The following is a 22,643-nucleotide window of genomic DNA, read 5'->3' on the forward strand; positions in this document are numbered from 1 at the left end:
TGAGGAAATCGATTATGCACAAAAACACGGTATTCCAATTCCGATTAACTTAGACAGCCCATATTCAATCGACCAAAACCTTTGGGGCAGAAGTAACGAATGTGGCATTTTAGAGGATCCTTGGGCTGCGCCGCCAGAGGGTGCATATGATCTGACAAATCCACTTGAAAAAACGCCTGACACACCTGAAATCATTGAAATCACGTTTGAAAAAGGAAAACCGACAGCGATTGACGGAATTCAGTATTCATTATCTGATCTTATCCTTCATTTAAATGAAGTCGCTGGTCAGCATGGTGTTGGCAGAATCGATCACGTTGAAAACCGCCTTGTTGGGATCAAATCTCGTGAAGTGTACGAGTGCCCAGGTGCAGTCACACTTCTTAAAGCACATAAAGAGCTTGAAGACTTAACGCTTGTTAAAGAAGTCGCACACTTTAAACCAATCGTGGAACAAAAAATGGCTGAATTAATATACAACGGCTTATGGTTCTCACCGCTTAAAGAAGCACTAGATGCATTCTTACAAGAAACACAGCAAAACGTAACGGGTGTTGTACGTGTGAAACTATTTAAAGGCCATGCCATTGTAGAAGGACGTAAATCACCATATTCACTTTATGATGAAAATCTCGCAACTTATACAAAAGCAGATGAATTTGATCATGATGCAGCTGTAGGATTTATTAACCTTTGGGGCTTACCGACAAAAGTAAATAGCATCGTGAATAAAAAGGAGCAGGTTAAAGCATGAAAAAGCTTTGGGGAGGCCGATTTCAAAAAACACCAGAAAAATGGGTCGATGAGTTTGGCGCGTCCATTCATTTCGACAAACAATTAGTCAAAGAAGATCTGACCGGCTCCCTTGCTCATGCAAGTATGCTGAATAAATGCGGTATCCTCGGTGATGAGGAGGCCGTTGCCATCAAAGACGGACTAAATACGCTCATGAAAAAGGCAGAGGCGGATGAACTGGAATTTTCAGTAGATTATGAGGACATTCATTTAAACCTTGAAAAAATGCTCATTGATGAGATTGGTCCGCTTGGCGGCAAATTGCACACAGCGAGAAGCCGGAATGATCAGGTCGCAACTGATATGCACTTATATTTGAATAACCAAGTAGAGCATATCATTGAACTGATCTCTTCCTTTCAAACGGTGCTTGTAGAAAAGGCAGAACAGCACGTTGAAACGATTTTCCCAGGATATACGCACCTGCAGCGTGCACAGCCTATTTCGTTTGCCCATCATATGCTCGCCTATTTTTGGATGCTTGAGCGTGACAAAGCGCGCTTTCAAGATTCATTGAAGCGAATTAACGTATCTCCGCTTGGATGCGGAGCGTTAGCAGGAACGACATTCCCGATTGATCGTGAATATACTGCAGAGCAGCTTGGCTTTGAACACATTTACGAAAACAGCCTTGATGGTGTGAGTGATCGGGACTTCATTTTAGAGTTTTTGTCTAATAGCAGTCTTGTGATGATGCACCTCTCACGTTTTTGTGAGGAAATCATTTTATGGTGCTCGCAAGAATTCAAATTCATTGAACTCGATGATACGTATGCAACAGGCAGCAGCATGATGCCGCAGAAGAAAAACCCGGATATGGCTGAATTAATCCGCGGGAAAACAGGCCGTGTGTATGGCAACCTGATGGGGCTTCTCACGATTATGAAAGGCTTGCCGCTTACGTATAACAAAGACCTGCAAGAAGATAAGGAAGGCATGTTTGATACAGTGAAAACCATCGCTGGCAGCCTGCAAATCTTCACAGGTATGATTCAAACGATGACAGTGAACGAAGATGTCATGAAAAAGGCAACAAAAGAAGATTTCTCAAATGCGACAGAAGTGGCAGACTACCTTGCGAAAAAAGGCATGCCATTCCGTGAAGCGCACGAAATCGTTGGCAAGCTTGTGTATACATGTATTCAAAAAGGCATCTACTTAAGTGACCTTCCTTTTGAAACTTTTACAGAAGCAAGCGAGCTTTTTGAACAAGACATTTACACTGTTCTTGATCCGTATGTGGCGGTTGAAAAAAGAACAAGTGCAGGCGGAACTGGATTCAAACAAATCCAGCTCGCTTTAGAAAAAGCAAAAGCCTGTCTGGCATAACTTACCAAAACCATTCGTTTATACGGATGGTTTTTTTGTCATGGAAAAAGGAGATTAATGACCATTGGAGAAAATGAAAGCATACCAGCGTCAAGCAGAAAAGGAAGTGACAGCAGATCATGAAGAAAACGCTTGAGGCTTTGTTTCATCAACCGATCGTATCAGTGAAAACGTTAGGAGAACAATATGACGGACGGGCCAATGATGTGTGGCTGATCTCCTTACAAGATAAAACGGAATATGTGATCAAATCTCCTAAAACTGTAAGAGAAGAAAGTGAATTTGTGTCTGGGATCAATATGATCTATGGAGTAGATGAACGTACTGTACAAGAGCATATCAATCAAATCAATCAAAAGCTGTCTCATACGAATTCCTTTCATATTCCAGAAGTTGTTCGTAAAGTGAAGAAGGCAGGGAGACATTTTTATGTAATGGAAAAAGTAGAAGGAACACCTTTTACATCTTTTGAGGGACGTTCATCAGACTTTTATAAGGATTATGGGAGGAAACTAGCACAACTTCATTCATATCGTACTGACTTTTTTGGTGCAGTATACGGAGCTGAAAAGAAACATTTGAGAGAATTTCATGCGGTGTTAAAAAAGGTTGTACCCAAACTCATAGAGCGTTATTATGCTGATCAGACTGAATTTCACTGTTATGCAGAAATTGTGCCGCAAAAGATTGAAAAGCTGAAGCCTCCTGATTCAGCCAGTCTCATTTTAATTGATTTAGATCCGTCTCAATATATTGAAAAAGATGATCAAGTAACGAGTTTAGTTGATACAGAATATGTCGTATATGGACCAGCTGCGTTTGATTTTATTGCATTGGAATACCTTTTGACGAAAGAAGCTGCCCGCGATGTCCAATTGGGCTATGAAGAAATTTGTCCACTTCCTCGTGATCTTCATGAGGTGAGAGAATGCTATCGTTTTGTTTCGTTGCTTCTCGATATCCATGGCTCATGGGATCTGAAAAAGTGGATGAATCACCCTATACTGTTTTACTCATATCGATAAAGGGTTCATAAGTGCGCCAGATGCCGGTTTATAGTAAAGTAAAAGATAAGATAAGAAACACGTGAACTTGCAACCTTTGTTTTAGGAGGAGATTGTGTGCGACACGCATTAATAACAGCGGGTTCTAAAGGACTTGGCCGGAAAGTCACCGAGTCTTTACTGAATATGGGGTATTCTGTGACAGTGAATTATCGAAGTGATGATGAAGCTGTCCGGCAGATGAAAGAAGAATTACAGCAGTACGAAGATAAGCTTCAATTTGTCCAAGGTGATGTGACAAAAAAAGAAGATTTAAAAAACATGGTAGAGCTGGCAGCAGAGCGATTTGGGCGGATTGATGCCTTAATTAATAATGCTGGTCCTTACATTTTTGAACGAAAAAAACTGGCGGATTACTCTGAAGATGAATGGTACAAAATGATGGAAGGTAACTTATCAGCAGTATTCCATTTATTCCGAATGGTCATCCCAATGATGAGAAAACAAGGCTTTGGCCGTATTATCACTTATGGCTTCCAAGGTGCAGACCATGCGCCAGGCTGGATGCACAGATCAGCCTTTGGAGCGGCAAAAGTGGGCCTTGCGTCATTGACGAAAACCATTGCGATTGAAGAAGCCGAAAACGGCATCACCGCCAATATGGTTTGTCCAGGCAAAATCGTAGGAGAGATGAAAGAATCGACAATAGAGGAAGCACGTCAGGTCAAAGATGATGAAACGCCGATAGGCAGGTCTGGTACTGGAGAGGATATAGGACGTATCATCTCATTTCTATGTGATGACCGTTCAGACCTCATTACAGGGACCGTCATTGAAGCAACAGGTGGTCTTAACGTCATTCACAGGCATTAAGTTTTTCAGCTTTTTATAGAGGGAATAAATGATATGAGATCAAAATTGAAAGGTGGATATACTACATGAAAGCTACATATCATGGACATTCAGTTGTACACATTGAAACAAACGGATACCATATTTGGATTGACCCATTTTTAAACGGAAATAAGCACACAGATATCAAACCGCAAGATGTGAAAGCAGATGTCATTTTGCTGACACATGGACATGGAGATCACATCGGTGACACCATTGAAATCGCTAAAAACAATGATGCACTTGTTGTCGCGCCTTTCGAACTTGCCACGTATTTAAGCTGGCAAGGGGTGAAAACGCACCCGCTTTCTATTGGAGGCGGACGTGAGTTTGAATTTGGTAAAGTGAAGCTTACGCAAGCGTTCCACGGTTCAGCTGTCATTGATGAAGAGGCACAGACGATTACGTATACAGGGATGCCATCAGGTATTTTATTTACCGCAGAGGGCAAAACAATTTATCATGCTGGAGACACTGCACTCTTTTCAGATATGAAACTAATTGGTGAGCTGAATCATATTGAGCTCGCATTCCTTCCAATTGGTGATAACTTCACGATGGGACCGGAAGATGCAAGAATCGCAGCAGAATGGCTGCGGGCAAAGCAGGTCGTTCCGATTCACTACAGCACATTCCCGCCAATTGAACAGGATCCGCATGCATTTGCAGACAGCCTGCATGGCGGAGTCGGTCATGTGTTAAACAGCGGGGAATCAATCGAGATTTAATCCTCATATGAAAAAAGCTGGCACACAAATGCCGGCTTTTTTGTTTGCCTTCATCTGCCGAAAGAAAAGACAAATTGCTATTAAAAGCCTCCTGCCCTTATAATGAAACATAGATGAAAACGCTGAAAACAAAAAGGGTGAACGGGATTGGCGACAAAGCATGAGCAAATTTTATCGTATATTGATTCATTAGATGTCGGGGAGAAAATTTCTGTCCGGCGCATAGCGAAAGAAATGAAAGTGAGTGAAGGCACCGCTTACCGGGCCATCAAAGATGCTGAAAATAAAGGATTCGTCAGTACCATTGAACGAGTCGGCACCATTCGAATTGAACAGAAGAAAAAAGAAAATATTGAAAAACTGACATATGCAGAAGTGGTCAATGTCATTGATGGACAGGTGCTTGGAGGACGAGCAGGCTTACATAAAACGTTAAATAAATTTGTCATCGGAGCGATGGAGCTGGATGCGATGATGCGCTATACGGCAGCTGGCAACTTGCTTATCGTCGGAAACCGGATCAATGCCCATAAGCAGGCATTAGAGGCAGGGGCGGCTGTGCTGGTCACAGGCGGATTCTCAACAGATGATGAAATCATTCAGCTTGCAGATGAGCTAGAGCTGCCAATTTTATCGACAAGCTACGATACATTTACCGTAGCGGCTCTCATTAACAGAGCCATTTATGACCAATTAATTAAAAAAGAGATTGTGCTTGTAGAAGATATTTTAACGCCGATTGAACGCACTGTGTATTTATCACCAGAGGATAAGCTTGAAAAATGGTATGAAAAGAATTATGAAACTGGTCACGGCCGTTTCCCGGTCGCAGATGATCAAATGAAGATTCACGGAATCCTCACCTCAAAGGATATTGCGGGGCATGACCGCTCCACACCGATTGAAAAGGTAATGACGAAAAATCCGCTGACGGTCATTGGCAAAACATCTGTCGCCTCTGCTGCACAAATGATGGTGTGGGAAGGCATTGAGGTGCTGCCAGTTGTGGATGATCATGTGAAGCTGATCGGGATGATCAGCCGTCAGGATGTGCTCAAGGCGCTCCAAATGATTCAAAAACAGCCGCAGGTCGGAGAAAAGCTGGATGATGTTGTCTCAAGAGGGTTTAAAGAAACTGATACAGAAAAACCAAAAGCAGATGCGGTTTATCAATACGAGGTCACCCCGCAAATGACGAACCAGCTTGGAAACATTTCATATGGGGTGTTCACACAAATTTTAATCGAATCAGCCAACCGCTTCTTAAAATCTCATAAAAAGGGCGAGCTGATCGTCGAGAGTCTTTCTGTCTACTTCTTAAAACCAGTCCAAATGGAATCCACAATCCAGATCAAGCCGAATATTTTAGAAGTAGGGCGCAAGTTTGGAAAGCTGGAAGTCGAGGTTTATCACCAATCGAATATCGTAGGTAAAGCGATGCTGATGGTGCAACTGATGGAGAGGGGATAATGATAAAAAGGGCGAACCCATGTCGCCCCTTTCCTTATTACGCGTGATCTTTTTCGCCTTCCTTTAAAAAGAGCGGAAGGTAATGCTTGTAGGCTTTATATCCTGCCCATGTACTGCCGATACCGACAGCAACAAAAATAAATCCAATGACAAATGCGAGTGACGAGCGGTTTAAAAATAATTGATTCACACCGAAGAGCAGGACAAAGCAGCCAAGGGCCATACTGGATTTCGCCGACCAGAATTTTTTCTCAACTGGCCGGTTCGTACGGACATTTTTTGCTTTGTAGTATAAATAAAACATGGCAGAACAAATAATAAACACAATCAAAACAAGCATGTGCCAAGCCTCCATTGTAAGTGGTTACAACCCTATTTTAAACGTAAATAGGCTTGCTTACTAGAATAAATTGTCTATTCCTCACTTTTCCGTCACGATAGATTATGATTTAATAATAAAAAGAGTATCGCATGAGAAGGAGTTTTTATGAAAAAAGAACTGATTAGAACCATATCATTATATGACACCATCATCATTCATAGACATGTAAGACCAGATCCTGACGCGTATGGATCGCAGTGCGGCCTTACGGAAATCTTGCGTGCCACCTATCCAGAAAAAAATATTTATGCGACAGGAACCCCTGAGCCATCCCTTTCATTTTTATATGAACTCGATGAGGTACCAGACGACGTGTATAAAGGGGCCCTTGTCATTGTCTGTGATACGGCCAATCAAGCAAGAATTGATGATCATCGCTATTTAATGGGCGATAAACTGATGAAAATCGACCATCACCCGAATGAAGATCCTTATGGTGATTTGCTTTGGGTGGATACAGAGGCAAGCTCTGTGAGCGAGATGATTTATGAATTGTACTTAGAGGGGAAAGAAGAAGGATATCAGCTGAATACAAAGGCGGCTGAATTGATCTATGCCGGCATTGTAGGAGACACAGGCCGCTTCCTTTTCCCAAACACAACGAAAAAGACACTCAAATATGCAGGGGAACTCATCGAATATCCGTTTTCATCTTCAGATCTTTTCAATCAATTGTATGAGACAGATTTGAATGTTGTGAAATTAAATGGCTATATTTTTCAACATATTTCTTTGTCAGAGAACGGGGTTGCATCTGTGTTCATTAAGCGTGAAATTTTGGAATCGTTCCAAACAACAGCGCAGCAGGCTTCACAGCTTGTTGGGACACTAGGAAATATTGCAGGCATTAAGGCATGGGTCTTTTTTGTGGAAGAAAACGATCAGATTCGTGTCAGATTCCGCTCTAAAGGTGTCGTCATTAACACCATTGCGAAAAAATATCATGGAGGCGGCCACCCGCTTGCAGCCGGTGCGTCCATTTATGATTGGGCCGTAGCAGATGAGATTTTGCGTGATTTAGAAGAAGTATGTAAATCATCATCATAAGAGAGGAGGGATAGGAAGTCCCTTCTCTCTTTTTTGTCATGGAGAAAAGGGTTACTTGCATACAGGGATAAACCAGCAGCCGATGTCTGTTGAATCTTCATAGGCTTGGAGATTTTGATGCTTTAATTCTTTTTTAATTAAATGAGCCATCATTTCTGTCTCAGCATAAGCACACATGCCGTCTTTGATCCGGCTTGCTTTGTCTCGTGCCATTTGACGATAGCTGTAAACCTCCATTGTCCTCACCTCTTTCTATTTAAGATCTCGTTCTACTTTTAGTGTATAAAAATGAAGCGTAAAAAGCGATCATTGAGGGCAGAAATTCATAAAAATTCCACAACCTCTTTATTCAGCAAATGAAATACGTACTTCAAGTGAAAGCTTCGTATAAATTGTCAGCTCTGTCACTTTCGCTCGGTATGCCTTTTCCCGAATGGTATATTCTTTATTCTCCACTGTCCGTTTTAGTAATTCCTTTGTTTTATAGACACTTTCAATATCCTTGGTAATGACTTCTGAGATATCCTCCTTGACCTGATCTTCAAACTTTAGCGTATCTGGTTCTGGGATTTTATATTGCTCACGATTCACGAGATGAACATCTACGCTTTGGATCAGCAGCCGCTTCTTATTATCCTCATTTAACTTATGCAAATCTTCCCGATAGAGTGTGATTTGTTCCTTCAAACTGTCCATATGATGCTGCTGGCTTCTCAGCAGTGTCACTTGCTTTTCCTGAAAGGTTCCGTATGTAAAGAGAAAAATGAGCCAGCTTACAATCGCACCAAACATCATTCCTGCAAAAAAACGCTGCCAGCCTGGGCGTTTATACAGCTCCGGCACCCTCATGATGACACATGCTCCTGGGTGAGCCACGTAATAATGAGATACCCCGTTTGTGCGCCGCCCATGGCAGAGATAATTAATAAAATCTGCTTGAAAATATCACGTGTGTTTCCTTCGAAAATGCCTCGTTCAAAGCTATAAACAGCATCAAATGTTCCGCCGATAGCGGCGACAAGCGCCCAAATCTTTAAACGGTTGGCAAGACTAGTAATAATGGATAAAGGCGGCTGACCAGATAAATACGCACCAACACCGCCTATGATCGCACCACCCAAAATGACCCCAAGGGCGATAAAATAACAGCTGATAAAATTCGGAATAAAAGCTTCCTTCACATCCATTTTGTCCACCTCACTCTATTCAATATATGGTGTGTGCTGGACAAGTATGAACGGACAGAAAAGAAAGAACATTTGTTTCTCATCGCATCGCGTTTTATAATGAAAGAATGACTTTAGACGAAAGGAGTGGATTTAGCATGTCTTATGTTCATCTTCAGGTCCACAGTGGATACAGCTTGTTAAGCAGTGCAGCTAAAGTAAAGGAGCTTGTACTGAAAGCAAAAGAACTTGGCTGCAAGGCGCTCGCTCTTACCGATGACCATGTGATGTATGGAACGGTTGAATTTTATAAGGAATGTAATAAACATGGCATCAAGCCGGTTATCGGTTTAACAGCTTCTGTCTTCATAGATGAACAAGAGACAGAGGCTTATCCCTTGGTACTCCTTGCAAAAAACAACGAAGGCTATCAAAACCTGATCAAAATCAGCAGTGTGCTGAAATCAAAATCAAAAGCCGGACTGAAAGAAAAATGGCTCAAAAGCTATCATCGCGGGCTCATTGCGATCACACCAGGCGCATCTGGGTATATTGAAACGCTTTTGCAGCATGATCAAATAGAAGAAGCGTGTGAAGCTGCAAAACAATTGAAGCATATATTCGGCGAGGGTCATGTGTACATCGCACTTCAGCCATTTCAGCAGGACGAATCGCTCACCAGCAAACTGCGGGATGTCTCACAAAGTGTGGACATACCTCTTGTTGCGACGGGGGATGTTCACTACATCAATCGAGAGGATAAAATGGCTTATACGTGTTTAAAGGCTATTAAAGCAGGGGATCAGCTTTCAGAGATAGAGGAAGACCGAGGAGAAAAGCATTTCAGATCCTTTGAAGAAATGTTGGAATGGTATAGTGATGATCGAGAGCTGCTGACAAGAACGGTGGAGATTGCAGACCGCTGCGAGGTCGATTTAAATCTTGGGCAAACAAAACTCCCTTCCTATCCAACTCCTGATCAATCAACAGCAGATCAGTTTTTACGCAGAGTGTGCGCAGAAGGAATGAAGCAAAGAAAGATTGCTTCACATGACATGTATGTCAAAAGGCTTGAATATGAGCTGAGCATTATCCAAAAAATGAATTTCAGTGATTATTTTCTCATTGTGTGGGATTTTATGAAGTATGCGCATGACAGAGGGATTGTCACAGGCCCTGGACGGGGGTCAGCAGCGGGTTCACTTGTTGCATATGTTCTGTTTATTACGGATGTCGATCCGATCCGTCACGGTCTTTTATTTGAGCGCTTCTTAAATCCAGAGCGAATCAGTATGCCAGATATTGATATTGATTTCCCCGACACGAGAAGAGACGAAATCATTTCTTATGTAAAAGATAAATACGGAGACATGCATGTGGCGCAAATTGTCACGTTTGGAACACTTGCAGCAAAGGCTGCATTAAGGGATGTTGGACGTGTGATGGGAATCGATTCAAAGGCAGCGGACCGTCTTGCCAAGCTGATTCCATCAAAGCCAGGAACGACGCTGAAAGAAGCGGTGACTGCATCTCCTGAATTAAAAACGATGCTTCAGCAATCTGAAGAGCTTCGAAAGGTCTTCCAAACTGCTTTAAAGGTAGAAGGCTTACCGAGACACACCTCGACACATGCAGCTGGTGTTGTGCTGAGCGAAGAGCCGCTGACAGAGGTCGTTCCGATTCAAGACGGCCATGAAGGTGTGTATTTAACGCAGTATGCCATGAATTATTTAGAAGATCTCGGACTTTTAAAGATGGACTTCTTAGGACTCAGAAACTTAACATTAATTGAATCCATTAAAAACCAGATTGAAAGACAGGAAAACGTCCACATTAACTTTAGTGACATTTCATATGAGGATCAGAAAACGTTTGAATTGTTATCTGCGGGCGATACAACTGGAATATTCCAGCTTGAATCACAGGGAATGCGTCAGGTGCTGAGACGTCTGAAGCCGTCTAGTTTAGAAGATATCGTAGCGGTCAATGCCCTCTATCGTCCAGGTCCAATGGAAAATATCCCGCTTTTTATCGACCGAAAGCATGGCCGAGTTAAGGTCTCCTACCCTCATCCTGATTTGTATGACATATTAAAGGATACATATGGGGTCATCGTCTATCAGGAGCAAATCATGCTGATTGCAGCGAAGATGGCTGGTTTTCAGCTGGGCGAGGCAGATCTATTAAGAAGAGCTGTTTCGAAGAAGGATAAAAAGGTCCTTGATGAAGAGCGAAGCCATTTTGTTGAAGGATGCCTAAAAAAGGAGTATCCTGTTAACATTGCAAATGACGTTTATGACTTAATCGTCAAATTTGCAAACTATGGTTTTAATAGAAGCCATGCTGTTGCATATAGCATGATTGGCTTTCAGCTTGCTTATTTAAAAGCGCATTATCCGTTATATTTTATGTGCGGTCTTTTAACGAGTGTAATTGGAAATGAAGACAAAATTGCTCAATATTTCTATGAGGCGAAGGAAAAAGGGATATCTGTGTTGAAGCCTTCTATTAATAAGAGTGAGTTTCCATTTACGGTTGAAAAAGGGGAGATCCGCTACAGCTTAAGAGCGATTAAAAATGTCGGAGTGTCAGCTGTAAAGGATATATACAGAGCAAGACAGGAAAAGCCGTTTGAAGATTTATTCGATTTTTGCGCAAGAGTATCACCAAAGAGTGTCAACCGAAAAACGATTGAAGCGCTCATTTTTTCAGGGGCGATGGATGAGTTTTATCCCAATCGTGCTTCGTTATTAGCATCGATAGATATTGCGTTAGACCACGTGTCATTTTTAAATCCTGAGGATCAGCTGGACTTTCTTGGGGATACAACCTTCTCCATTAAGCCAAAATATGCGGAGATAGAAGAAATGCCGCTTGTTGATCTCCTGCAATTTGAAAAAGAGGCACTCGGGTTATATTTATCAAATCACCCAGTACAAGCATACCGAGACCGCTTAAGAGAGAATGGTGCAGTGGAAATAATCAGACTTTCTTCCTATATTAAGCGGAAGATTTCAATGGGTGGTCTTTTGACAAAAGTGAAATCGATTCGGACAAAAAATGGACAATCGATGGCATTTGTTACATTTGGGGATGAAACGGGAGAAATGGAAGGCGTCGTCTTTCCAGAGCAATTTAGAAAGCTGTCCCCCTTACTTGAGGAGGGCACCATGCTTTATGTGGAAGGCAGAGTAGAAGTCAGAAATGACAGCAGTCAAATCATCGTGCAAGAAGCTGCTTTGCTTGAAGAGATGGACGTAAAAAGAAAAGAGTCTGTCTACATTCGGGTGAAAGAAGAGAATCATACGCAGGAGCTGCTAGAGCAAGTAAAACGAGTCCTTTCGATGCACAGCGGAGAAGCAGATGTCTATTTGTATTATGAGAAGCAAAAAAAGACGATGAGACTTCCAGATGCATACAAAGTTCATGCAGATCATGCTGTGATTTTCCAGTTAAAAGAGCTGCTCGGTGAACAAAACGTTGTGATTAAATGATGACAAATCGCCTGAATATGTTTTACAAATTCACCTATTGTGTTATCATTTTAAAGATTCTGTGTATTTAAAACTGCCAGTATGTGCTTATCAATTTAGCAAATCATTAAATCATTTTCCACTTGAAGGAGTGTTTATCACATGTCATTAAGAGAAGAAGCATTACATATGCACAAAGAGAATCAAGGCAAACTCGAATCAAAATCAAAAGTACAAGTGAAAAATGCAAAAGACTTGAGCTTGGCTTATTCACCTGGTGTTGCAGAACCATGTAAAGATATTTATGACGACACAAGCAAAGTGTATGATTATACAATGAAAGGCAATATGGTCGCTGTTGTCACAGACGGAAGCGCTGTTTTAGGGCTTGGAAATATTGGTGCAGAAGCATCTCTTCCAGTAATGGAAGGGAAAGCCGTATTATTCAAAAGCTTTGCAGGCGTAGATGCCTTCCCAATCGCGCTTGCAACGAACGATGTAGACAAAATCGTTGAAACAGTGAAGCTTCTTGAGCCGACTTTTGGCGGTGTGAACCTTGAAGATATTGCAGCTCCTAACTGCTTTATCATTGAAGAGCGCTTGAAAAAAGAGACAAACATTCCAGTTTTCCACGATGATCAGCACGGAACAGCCATTGTGACAGTAGCAGGACTTGTGAATGCACTGAAGCTTTCTGGAAAATCTATGTCTTCAATCAAAGTAGTGGCAAACGGCGCCGGGGCAGCAGGAATTGCGATTATCAAACTTCTTTATCATTTCGGTGTACGTGATATCATTATGTGTGATACGAAAGGTGCCATTTACGAAGGCCGCTCGAATGGTATGAATGCAGTGAAAAACGAAGTAGCTAAATTCACGAACCAAGACCGCAAAGAAGGTTCATTAGAAGAAGTCATTGAAGGCGCAGACGTCTTTATCGGGGTTTCTGTAGCAGGCGCTTTAACAAAAGAAATGGTTGGAAAAATGGCAAAAGATCCTGTCATCTTTGCTATGGCTAATCCAAATCCAGAGATTATGCCAGAAGATGCACATGCAGCAGGTGCAAGTGTTGTAGGAACTGGCCGTTCTGACTTTCCGAACCAAGTGAACAACGTACTGGCATTCCCAGGAATTTTCCGCGGAGCATTAGATGTACGTGCAACTCACATTAACGAAGAAATGAAAATCGCAGCTGTTGAAGCGATTGCTTCTCTTGTTTCAGAGGAAGAATTGTCAGCTGAATATGTCATCCCTGCACCATTTGATGCACGCGTGGCACCAGCGGTAGCAAAAGCGGTGGCAAAAGCAGCAATGGAAACTGGTGTTGCGAGAATCAAAGTCGACCCAGAAGCGGTCGCTGAAAAAACAAGAAAATTAACGATTATCGGCGAATAATCAACTGGAAAAGTGTGCACGTTCTTTCTGAAATTGGAGGAAAAACGTGCACCATTTCCTCTCTTACGCGAAAATTTTTTCATCCGGAATGAGATTTTTTTGTAGACGTTCACAATTCAAACATATCAACTGCTCAGCGCCCCAAACACCTACTCATTTCTCATCAATTCCCCACTGAAAAAATTGAATGAAGGATGACAGCGTTTGACAAAAAAAGTACAATAGTTTCGGTACAGTTATGACATGTCCTATAATAGTGGATGTGCGTGTAAAGAAAAAACCCTTCAAAAAGGGAGGTAGTCATTTGTCAATTAAGAATATTTTCAGTAAAAAGAAAAAATATGCATCTGTACCCTCTGAACAGGCAAGCCAAGATGTGCCTGAAGGCATCATGACCAAATGTCCGCAATGTAAAAAAATAATGCTCACCAAAGAACTAGATAAAAATTTACGTGTTTGTATGAATTGCGGCAGACATTTGCAAATGAATGCAAAACAGCGTATCGAAAGCCTTGTAGATGAAGGCACATTTGAAGAATTTAACGGGCACCTCATTTCAGCAAACCCGCTCGGTTTCCCAGGCTACGAAGAAAAGCTTGAGAAAGACAGAGAAAAAACATCTTTGAATGAAGCCATTGTCACAGGTAAAGGTGAGATTGAAGGCCAAAGTGCTGTGATTGCTGTCATGGATGCCACGTTCCGTATGGGTAGCATGGGATCGGTTGTTGGTGAAAAGATCACACTGGCGATTGAGAAAGCAAAAGCGGACAAGGTGCCATTTATTATCTTTACTGCATCTGGTGGAGCGAGAATGCAAGAGGGAATTCTCAGTCTGATGCAGATGGCAAAAACAAGTTCAGCATTAAAACTGTTCAGCGAGGATCAAGGTTTGATTATCTCTGTGATGACGAACCCAACAACTGGCGGTGTATCAGCTAGTTTTGCGTCTCTCGGTGATTACAACTTTGCAGAACCGGGTGCTTTAATTGGTTTTGCAGGCCGAAGAATCATTGAACAAACGATTCGTGAAGACCTGCCAGAGGACTTCCAAACGGCTGAATTTTTAATGAAGCATGGACAGCTTGATGCTGTCATCCATCGTGCAGAAATGAAAGAAACACTAGGCCGAATCTTAGCGCTACACAGCACAGGAGGTGAACGAGAGTGGCTGGAGAACTAGAATTTGAAAAACCTGTCATTGAACTTCGAGCGAAAATTGATGAACTGAAAAAGTTCACACAAAACTCAGAAATGGATTTAAGTGCAGAAATTGAGCGCCTTGAAACACGTTTGAGCAAGCTTGAAGCAGACATTTATACAAATTTAAAGCCGTGGGACAGAGTGCAGATTGCTCGGCATGCAATGCGCCCAACAACTCTCGATTACATTCAAGAGCTGTTTGACAACTTTTTCGAATGTCACGGTGACCGTTTTTATGGTGATGATGAAGCGATCGTTGGAGGAATTGCCACGTTTAAAGGGCTTCCTGTCACTGTTATTGGCCATCAGCGCGGTAAAGATACAAAAGAAAACTTGCGCCGTAATTTCGGAATGCCTCATCCAGAAGGCTACCGTAAAGCGCTGCGTTTGATGAAACAAGCAGATAAATTTAATCGCCCGATCATTTGCTTTATTGATACAAAAGGAGCTTATCCTGGTAAAGCTGCTGAAGAGCGCGGACAAAGTGAAGCAATTGCGAAAAACCTATTCGAAATGGCAGGACTTCGTGTACCAGTTGTCTGTATTGTCATTGGAGAAGGCGGAAGCGGCGGCGCACTAGGCCTAGGCGTAGGAAACCACCTATTCATGCTAGAAAACTCAACGTATTCAGTGATTTCACCTGAAGGTGCAGCAGCACTGCTCTGGAAGGACTCATCACTTGCAAAAAAAGCTGCAGAATCAATGAAAATTACCGCTCCAGACCTAAAAGAATTAGATATTATAGATGATGTTATTAAAGAAGTGCAAGGTGGAGCACATCGAGACGTGAAACAACAAGCAGCCTACATGGAAAATGTATTAAAACAATCACTTACATCTTTGCTCAAACTAACACCTGAAGAACTAGTCGAACAAAGATATGAAAAATACAAAGCAATCGGGAAAGTATCGATTGAAAATCAATATATTGGGGTAAACTAAATAAACGTACAGCCTTTTTGGCTGGCGTTTATTTTTTTCATCTTTTTTCATGAAAACCGACCTCATGTAAGCGCTATTTGAAAATAATTTTCTTTTGTTTTCATAAAATTTGAAACGTCTGAAAACCTTGATATGATAAGGTTTATAGTACTTGCCTCTAAAGATTTCAGAGAGATTTTCTTTCATGACGTTCTTAACTTTTGTTTAAAAACGGTTTATTTAATTGTATAATAAGTACGGTTTTAGAAATTCGTATTGAAAACATCCAAATTTGCTCATGATTGTTTTCAAGCAGTGGAAATGGTATGTTTAATTCATATATGGTCTCTGAGGTGAAAAAGATGAAGCGTATAGGAGTTTTAACAAGCGGTGGGGATTCCCCAGGAATGAATGCAGCTGTGCGCGCAGTTGTAAGGAAAGCAATTTACCATAATGTTGAAGTTTACGGTATTTATAATGGATACTCAGGTCTAATTAACGGTAAAATTGAGAAACTCGAAATAGGTTCAGTTGGCGATATCATTCATCGTGGAGGAACAAAACTTTACACGGCAAGATGTCCTGAATTCAAGACAGTTGAAGGTCGTGAAAAGGGAATTGAAAACTTAAAAAAATTCGGTATTGAAGGGCTTGTAGTCATTGGTGGAGACGGGTCATTTATGGGAGCGAAGAAATTAACAGAGCTCGGTTTTCCATGTGTAGGTGTCCCTGGCACGATTGACAACGATATTCCAGGTACTGATTTCACTATCGGCTTTGATACAGCACTGAATACTGTCATTGATGCCATTGATAAAATTCGTGATACAGCCACATCTCATGAACGTACATACGTAGTGGAAGTAATGGGAAGACATGCTGGTGATATTGCCCTTTGGTCAGGTCTTGCGGGCGGAGCCGAATCTATTTTGATTCCTGAAGCAGACTATGACATGGACGAAATTATTGCTAGGTTAAGAAGAGGTCACGAGCGCGGCAAGAAGCATAGTATTATTATCGTTGCAGAAGGCGTAGGCAGCGGTGTTGAATTTGGTAAGCGGATTGAAGAGGAGACAAGCCTTGAAACACGTGTATCTGTCTTAGGACATATTCAGCGCGGAGGTTCTCCTAGTGCCTTTGACCGTGTACTGGCAAGCCGTTTAGGAGCATACGCAGTCGAGCTTCTCCTTGAAGGAAAAGGCGGACGCTGTGTAGGCATTCAAAGCAATGAACTTGTCCATCACGATATTTTAGAAATCTTAGATAAAAAACATACAGTCGATAAAAATATGTACCGACTTTCACAAGAGCTCTCTATATAAAACGAGAAGACCTTAGGAGGAACAGTAATGAGAAAGACAAAAATCGTTTGTACAATCGGTCCAGCAAGTGAAAGCATTGAAAAGCTGACTGAATTGATTGAAGCAGGAATGAATGTAGCCAGACTAAACTTCTCCCACGGAGATTTTGAAGAGCATGGTGCACGCATTGAAAACATACGTAAAGCAGGTAAAACATTAGGCAAGGACATTGCGATCCTTCTAGATACAAAAGGTCCAGAGATCCGTACACGTACAGTTGAAAACGGCTCAATTGAGCTAGTCGCTGGTGCTGATCTTATCGTGAGTATGGAAGACATTGTTGGAAATACGGAAAAAATTAGTGTGACGTACGAAGATTTAATTCATGATGTAGAAGTGGGCTCAACGATTCTATTAGATGATGGTCTGATTGGTTTAGAAGTAAAAGAAATTAACATGGACCGCAAAGAAATCGTCACTAAAGTCATGAATACAGGCACGCTCAAAAACAAAAAAGGCGTCAACATACCTGGCGTCAGTGTGAACCTTCCAGGTATTACAGAAAAGGATGCCAATGATATTCTGTTTGGAATTGAACAAGGCGTCGATTTCATCGCAGCTTCTTTTGTTAGACGAGCTTCTGATGTTCTTGAAATTCGTGAGCTTCTTGAAAAGAACAATGCGACTGATATTCAAATCATTCCTAAGATTGAAAACCAAGAGGGTGTTGATAACATCGACGAGATCCTTGAGGTATCTGACGGTTTAATGGTTGCTCGTGGAGATCTTGGTGTAGAGATCCCGGCAGAGGAAGTACCGCTTGTTCAAAAAATGCTGATCAAAAAATGCAATCGTTTAGGCAAGCCTGTCATCACAGCGACTCAAATGCTGGATAGCATGCAGCGTAACCCTCGTCCAACCCGCGCGGAAGCAAGTGACGTGGCAAATGCTATTTTTGACGGTACAGATGCGATTATGCTTTCTGGTGAAACAGCAGCAGGAACATATCCAGTAGAAGCTGTACAAACGATGCATAACATTGCATCGCGTTCAGAAGAAGCACTTAACTATAAAGCAATTCTTTCTCGCAGAAGCGAAGAAGTAGAAGTCAGCATTACAGATGCGATCGGTCAATCTGTTGCACATACAGCAATGAAGCTTGATGTGGCAGCAATTGTGACGCCTACGGAAAGCGGACATACAGCAAGAATGATTTCAAAATATAGACCAAAAGCACCAATCGTAGCAGTTACAGCAAACGAATCAGTGGCAAGAAAGCTTTCACTCGTATTCGGTGTATTTGCAAAGAGCGGATCAAAAACGACGTCTACTGATGAAATGCTTGAGAATGCAGTAGAAAAGTCTATTGAAACAGGCTATGTAAGACATGGTGATTTAATCGTGATTACAGCAGGTGTGCCAGTTGGTGAAACAGGTACGACGAACTTAATGAAAGTATATGTTGTCGGTGACATCATTGCGAAAGGTCAAGGTATTGGCCGTAAATCTGCATTTGGACCGGTTGTCATTGCACAAAGCGGAAAAGAAGCAGAAGAAAAAATGTACGATGGTGCGATCCTAGTCGCAAACTGCACAGATCGTGATATGATGGGAGCTTTAGAAAAAGCATCTGCCCTTATCACAGAAGAAGGCGGTTTAACAAGCCATGCAGCTGTTGTTGGATTAAGCCTTGGCATTCCAGTGATTGTTGGTCTTGACAGCGCAACAACACTATTAAAAGAAGGCGAAGAGATTACAGTAGATCCAGCACGCGGAGCAATCTACAAAGGCCGTGCAAGCGTCCTTTAAATCATCCAAGAGGGGAGTTGTCTGACTCCTCTCTTTTTTTATGTTACACTAAAAAAAGTAAACAACTTTCGATGAAAGATACCCCATGAGGTGATATGGTTGAAGAAATATTTTCTACTATTATTAATTCTGTTCCCTGCGGTGGAAATTAGCTTATTTTTAATCTCAAGTAAAATCATTGGCATTTTGCCAACGATGCTGCTCATCGTGCTGACAAGTGCATTAGGTGCTTATTTCGCAAGAAAACAAGGAATAGAAGCCTTCCAAAAGGTACAGCGAGATTTACAATATGGCAAGATGCCAGGGGGAGCGATTGTCGATGGTTTTTGTATTCTGATTGGCGGTCTGCTGCTGCTCATTCCAGGCTTCTTATCGGATCTCATTGGGGCTTTGCTGCTCATTCCGGTGACGAGAAAGGGAATGAAGCCGCTTTTTGAACGATGGCTTAGAAACTTGTCTAATCGCAACCGCTATACAATCATTCGCTAAAGAGACCTTCAGCCTAGGTCTCTTTTATTTTTGCATGCCATACCGAATGTACTCAAAAATATCTCTGAAAACTCCTGCATTACGGAATGCCTGCCACACGACAAGGGAAGCAGGGCCAATCACAAGTCCAAGAAAACCAAACCATTTTAACCCGACAAATAGCGCCACAAGCGTTGCTAAAGGATTAAGTCCAATGGATTTGCTTAAGACTTTTGGCTCTGATATTTGTCTTTGAATGAGGACAACAATATACAAAATACCCAGTCCGATGGCGAGTGATAGATTTCCTGTCATAGCAGAATAAATGATCCACGGTAGAAAAACAGTGCCGCTCCCGATATATGGAAGTAAATCGACAAACCCAATACATAAAGCAATCACAAGGGCATGCTCGACTTTTAAAATGATGAGTCCAATCAATACAATACCAATCGTCATGGCCACAAGCAAAAGCTGGGCTTTCATAAAGCCGGTAATGGCTTTTTTGATTTCAGATAAAATGGCGCGTGTATGCTGCATCCATTTTGCGGGAAAGATACGTGAGCCATATGTTTTTAATGTAAACCAATCTTTCGTGATAAAAAAAGTTGCCAGAGCAGAAAATAAGAGAGTGGCTGCTGCATCAGGCAAAAGACCTAAAAAAGCCGGAATAAGCTCAAGTGTTTTTGAAAGAAAGGTCCCGATTTTTGCGGCAGCTTCATCACCGAGTGCTTGAATTTGTCCCAAAATGGATTCCTTTTGACCTGCTTGAAGCGTATTAAATTGGGCTGTGACATCATGATATAAAGGCAGAATTTTATCTGTAAAAAATTGCTCTACAATACCAATCAATTGATCAAGATGGCCAGGCAGTACCTTTGCCAAATAAGCACTTCCTGAAATGATTTCAGCAACTAAAAGCGTCATGAAGCCGGCGGCTGCGACTAAAAAGAGCAAAAGTACAATGACCACAACTAGTCCTCTTGGCATCCCGGTAATCTCTTCAATTTTGCATACGGCAGGGTGAATCAAACAAGACACAATAAGGGCGATCCAAAAAGGATATAAAAACGGAAAAGACTGATATAAAAAGACAACAGCAAAAACAGCAATGCTGATCATCATCAAACTTCGCAGAAAAATGGCCACATAGGCGTGATTCACACAATCCCCTCCAAAAAACAAGCATGTCCGATACTTCATTTTATTCAAAAAGATTAGTAATATGAAAAGGTCGCAATAAAAAGAAAGAAAGGAGCGGCGTATGTTTACTCAAGCAAATTTATTTTTGGTACTTTTACTCGTTATTGCACTTATTGCAAAAAACAATTCGTTAATTTTAGCGGTCTCTGTACTGATCGCGATTAAGCTGATTGGCCTGGATCAAAAAATTTTCCCGGTTCTCCAATCTAAAGGTATTAATTGGGGAGTGACCGTCATTACCATTGCTGTGCTGGTCCCGATTGCAACAGGTGATATTGGATTTAAGCAGCTTGGAGAAGCGATGAAATCCTCCTATGCTTGGATAGCTCTTGGAGCGGGTATATTAGTAGCATTAATTGCAAAAAACGGGATTGTGCTACTCGAAAATGATCCGCATATTACGGCAGCGCTTGTGTTCGGTACCATTTTGGCAGTCAGCTTATTTAAAGGTGTGGCTGTTGGACCGCTCATCGGGGCAGGAATTGCTTATTTGGCGATGCAGGCTGTGAAATTTTTCAGCGGGTGAAAAGAGAGTGGTTCTTGCCACTTTCTTTTTTTAATTTTTTCTTGCGTGAGCTTTTGCAAAAAAACATAATTAAATATATTAAAAGAAGCAAATTCCCTTTATTCCATGCCTGATATGGGAGACTGGAAAAAAAAATATCAAAAAAAATTATAGTTAAACATTTAACAAATGTCTGATTATTGTTTATAATGGGAATAGGCTTAATTTTGAACTCATTGATCACACAAGAGATATGAGGCTAAAAGCGCTCTAACCGTATAGGTAAATGTAAGCATTTTCTTTTCAGAACCTGCCATCTTATTCGGATTGGATAGCGCTTTCAAAAAGTGAGAATTCTGCAACGAAGGGGAATCTTTTTAAAAAGGGGAGATTGAACATGACAGCAACAAGAGGTCTTGAAGGTATCGTGGCAACAACTTCATCCGTAAGCTCAATTATTGATGATACTCTTACTTATGTAGGGTACAATATCGATGATTTAACTGAAAAAGCTACATTCGAAGAAATTGTCTACCTGTTATGGCACTTAAAGCTGCCGAATGAGCAGGAGCTGAGTGAATTAAAACAGCAGCTCAATGAAAATGCTCAGATTCCGCAAGAAATCATTGAGCATTTTAAATCTTATTCGCTCGATGGGGTTCATCCAATGTCTGCGATTCGTACAGCAGTATCCTTACTAGGTTTACTCGATGACGAATCAGAGATTATGGACAAAGAAGCGAATTACAGAAAGGCAATTCGCTTACAGGCGAAAATTTCTGGACTAGTCGCTGCGTTTTCACGCATTCGCAAAGGACTTGAGCCTGTACAGCCAAAAGAAGAATACAGCTATGCTGCAAACTTCTTGTATATGCTAAATGGCGAAGAGCCGTCACCAGTAGAAATTGAAGCCATTGATAAGGCGCTTATTCTACATGCGGATCATGAATTAAACGCATCGACATTTACAGCACGTGTATGTGTTGCTACACTATCAGATATCTACTCTGGTGTGACAGCGGCTATCGGTGCGCTGAAAGGACCGCTTCATGGCGGCGCTAATGAAGGCGTGATGAAGATGCTTTCAGAAATTGGTGAAGTTGAAAACGTAGATTCCTATATTCATGGTAAGCTAGAGAAGAAAGAAAAAATTATGGGCTTTGGCCACCGCGTATACCGTCAAGGTGACCCGCGTGCAAAGCATCTAAAAGAAATGAGCCAGCGTTTAACAAACCTCACTGGCGAGCCGAAATGGTATGAAATGTCTGTTCGCGCAGAGGAAATCGTGACATCAGAGAAAAATCTTCCACCAAATGTTGATTTTTATTCTGCATCTGTATATCACAGTCTTGGCATTGATCATGACTTGTTTACACCAATTTTCGTGATCAGCCGATTCTCTGGATGGATTGCTCATATTCTAGAGCAATATGACAACAACCGACTCATCCGTCCAAGAGCTGATTACATTGGACCTGATCTTCAAACCTTTGTTCCGATCAGTGAAAGAGACTAATGTTTATAGAATAAGCGGGGGCTGATTTCAAAAGGCC

21 protein-coding genes are annotated in these 22,643 nt (G+C 41.6%); 16 read left to right on the forward strand and 5 right to left on the reverse strand.

The features are described 5' to 3' along the window. The 6 genes from V6Z54_RS13015 to V6Z54_RS13040 all read left to right on the forward strand — a co-directional run. Positions 1–754 (forward strand): argininosuccinate synthase (locus V6Z54_RS13015; RefSeq protein ID WP_338527399.1); only part of this gene is annotated, 754 nt, incomplete at its 5' end. After that, positions 751–2,124 (forward strand): argininosuccinate lyase, encoded by a 1,374-nt coding sequence (argH, locus tag V6Z54_RS13020; RefSeq protein WP_338527400.1) that lies wholly within the window; start codon positions 751–753, stop codon positions 2,122–2,124. The genes V6Z54_RS13015 and argH, both read left to right, overlap by 4 nt. A 119-nt stretch (positions 2,125–2,243) precedes the next feature. Beyond that, complete coding sequence (locus V6Z54_RS13025; protein ID WP_338527401.1) at positions 2,244–3,149, forward strand: aminoglycoside phosphotransferase family protein; 906 nt, start codon at positions 2,244–2,246, stop codon at positions 3,147–3,149. Between the two features lie 96 nt (positions 3,150–3,245). Next, positions 3,246–4,001, forward strand: coding sequence for an SDR family oxidoreductase (locus V6Z54_RS13030; RefSeq protein ID WP_073978747.1), 756 nt, complete (start codon positions 3,246–3,248; stop codon positions 3,999–4,001). A gap of 65 nt (positions 4,002–4,066) precedes the next feature. Next, positions 4,067–4,750, forward strand: coding sequence for a metal-dependent hydrolase (locus tag V6Z54_RS13035; protein WP_041086599.1), 684 nt, complete (start codon positions 4,067–4,069; stop codon positions 4,748–4,750). Positions 4,751–4,897: 147 nt separating this feature from the next. Then, entirely contained in the window at positions 4,898–6,220 is a 1,323-nt protein-coding gene (locus V6Z54_RS13040; RefSeq protein WP_041086597.1) for a CBS domain-containing protein, read from the forward strand. Positions 6,221–6,257: 37 nt separating this feature from the next. On the opposite strand, the gene V6Z54_RS13045 is transcribed toward V6Z54_RS13040, so the two are convergent. After that, a complete protein-coding gene (locus tag V6Z54_RS13045; protein WP_003216665.1) occupies positions 6,258–6,560 on the reverse strand; it encodes a YtpI family protein in 303 nt (100 codons plus the stop codon). A gap of 147 nt (positions 6,561–6,707) precedes the next feature. On the opposite strand from V6Z54_RS13045, the gene V6Z54_RS13050 reads away from it, so the two are divergent. Further along, on the forward strand, positions 6,708–7,649 hold the full coding sequence (locus tag V6Z54_RS13050) for a bifunctional oligoribonuclease/PAP phosphatase NrnA (protein ID WP_338527402.1): 942 nt from the start codon (positions 6,708–6,710) through the stop codon (positions 7,647–7,649). Positions 7,650–7,700: 51 nt separating this feature from the next. Here V6Z54_RS13050 and V6Z54_RS13055 read toward each other — a convergent pair whose 3' ends face one another. The 3 genes from V6Z54_RS13055 to V6Z54_RS13065 form a co-directional block, all read right to left on the reverse strand. Beyond that, on the reverse strand, positions 7,701–7,886 hold the full coding sequence (locus tag V6Z54_RS13055) for a hypothetical protein (RefSeq protein ID WP_003216400.1): 186 nt from the start codon (positions 7,884–7,886) through the stop codon (positions 7,701–7,703). Positions 7,887–7,994: 108 nt separating this feature from the next. After that, positions 7,995–8,498, reverse strand: coding sequence for a sporulation membrane protein YtrI (gene ytrI, locus V6Z54_RS13060; protein WP_003216226.1), 504 nt, complete (start codon positions 8,496–8,498; stop codon positions 7,995–7,997). Further along, entirely contained in the window at positions 8,495–8,836 is a 342-nt protein-coding gene (locus V6Z54_RS13065; RefSeq protein WP_024424798.1) for a YtrH family sporulation protein, read from the reverse strand. Before V6Z54_RS13065 ends, ytrI begins: the two co-directional genes overlap by 4 nt. Before the next feature lie 137 nt (positions 8,837–8,973). Here V6Z54_RS13065 and dnaE point away from each other — a divergent pair, with 137 nt between their 5' ends. The 7 genes from dnaE (at position 8,974) to V6Z54_RS13100 (ending at position 19,403) form a co-directional block, all read left to right on the forward strand. Then, a complete protein-coding gene (dnaE, locus tag V6Z54_RS13070; RefSeq protein WP_338527403.1) occupies positions 8,974–12,309 on the forward strand; it encodes a DNA polymerase III subunit alpha in 3,336 nt (1,111 codons plus the stop codon). 141 nt (positions 12,310–12,450) lie between these two features. Then, positions 12,451–13,683 carry a malic enzyme-like NAD(P)-binding protein gene (locus V6Z54_RS13075; RefSeq protein ID WP_338527404.1) on the forward strand — a complete coding sequence of 411 codons (1,233 nt, stop codon included), beginning with the start codon at positions 12,451–12,453 and terminating at the stop codon, positions 13,681–13,683. 304 nt (positions 13,684–13,987) lie between these two features. Further along, positions 13,988–14,863, forward strand: a complete 876-nt coding sequence (gene accD, locus V6Z54_RS13080; RefSeq protein ID WP_034279640.1) for an acetyl-CoA carboxylase, carboxyltransferase subunit beta — start codon at positions 13,988–13,990, stop codon at positions 14,861–14,863. After that, entirely contained in the window at positions 14,848–15,825 is a 978-nt protein-coding gene (gene accA / locus V6Z54_RS13085) for an acetyl-CoA carboxylase carboxyl transferase subunit alpha (RefSeq protein WP_039180569.1), read from the forward strand. The genes accD and accA overlap by 16 nt, the downstream gene beginning before the upstream one ends. 341 nt (positions 15,826–16,166) lie before the next feature. Further along, positions 16,167–17,126 carry a 6-phosphofructokinase gene (gene pfkA / locus V6Z54_RS13090; RefSeq protein ID WP_041086887.1) on the forward strand — a complete coding sequence of 320 codons (960 nt, stop codon included), beginning with the start codon at positions 16,167–16,169 and terminating at the stop codon, positions 17,124–17,126. A 27-nt stretch (positions 17,127–17,153) separates the two neighbouring features. After that, on the forward strand, positions 17,154–18,914 hold the full coding sequence (gene pyk / locus V6Z54_RS13095; protein WP_041086588.1) for a pyruvate kinase: 1,761 nt from the start codon (positions 17,154–17,156) through the stop codon (positions 18,912–18,914). 99 nt (positions 18,915–19,013) lie between these two features. Continuing rightward, positions 19,014–19,403 (forward strand): FxsA family protein, encoded by a 390-nt coding sequence (locus V6Z54_RS13100; protein ID WP_269103186.1) that lies wholly within the window; start codon positions 19,014–19,016, stop codon positions 19,401–19,403. Between the two features lie 24 nt (positions 19,404–19,427). Here V6Z54_RS13100 and ytvI read toward each other — a convergent pair whose 3' ends face one another. Next, positions 19,428–20,546 carry a sporulation integral membrane protein YtvI gene (gene ytvI / locus V6Z54_RS13105; protein ID WP_075611754.1) on the reverse strand — a complete coding sequence of 373 codons (1,119 nt, stop codon included), beginning with the start codon at positions 20,544–20,546 and terminating at the stop codon, positions 19,428–19,430. 100 nt (positions 20,547–20,646) lie between these two features. Here ytvI and V6Z54_RS13110 point away from each other — a divergent pair, with 100 nt between their 5' ends. Then, positions 20,647–21,111 carry a DUF441 domain-containing protein gene (locus V6Z54_RS13110; protein WP_007501699.1) on the forward strand — a complete coding sequence of 155 codons (465 nt, stop codon included), beginning with the start codon at positions 20,647–20,649 and terminating at the stop codon, positions 21,109–21,111. A gap of 376 nt (positions 21,112–21,487) precedes the next feature. Then, positions 21,488–22,606: a citrate synthase gene (gene citZ, locus V6Z54_RS13115; protein ID WP_024424790.1), complete on the forward strand. Its 1,119-nt coding sequence runs from the start codon at positions 21,488–21,490 to the stop codon at positions 22,604–22,606. Positions 22,607–22,643 lie beyond the last annotated feature (37 nt).

This window comes from Bacillus sp. MAG717A, from assembly GCF_036884855.1.
Classification (GTDB): Bacteria; Bacillota; Bacilli; order Bacillales; family Bacillaceae; genus Bacillus; species Bacillus safensis.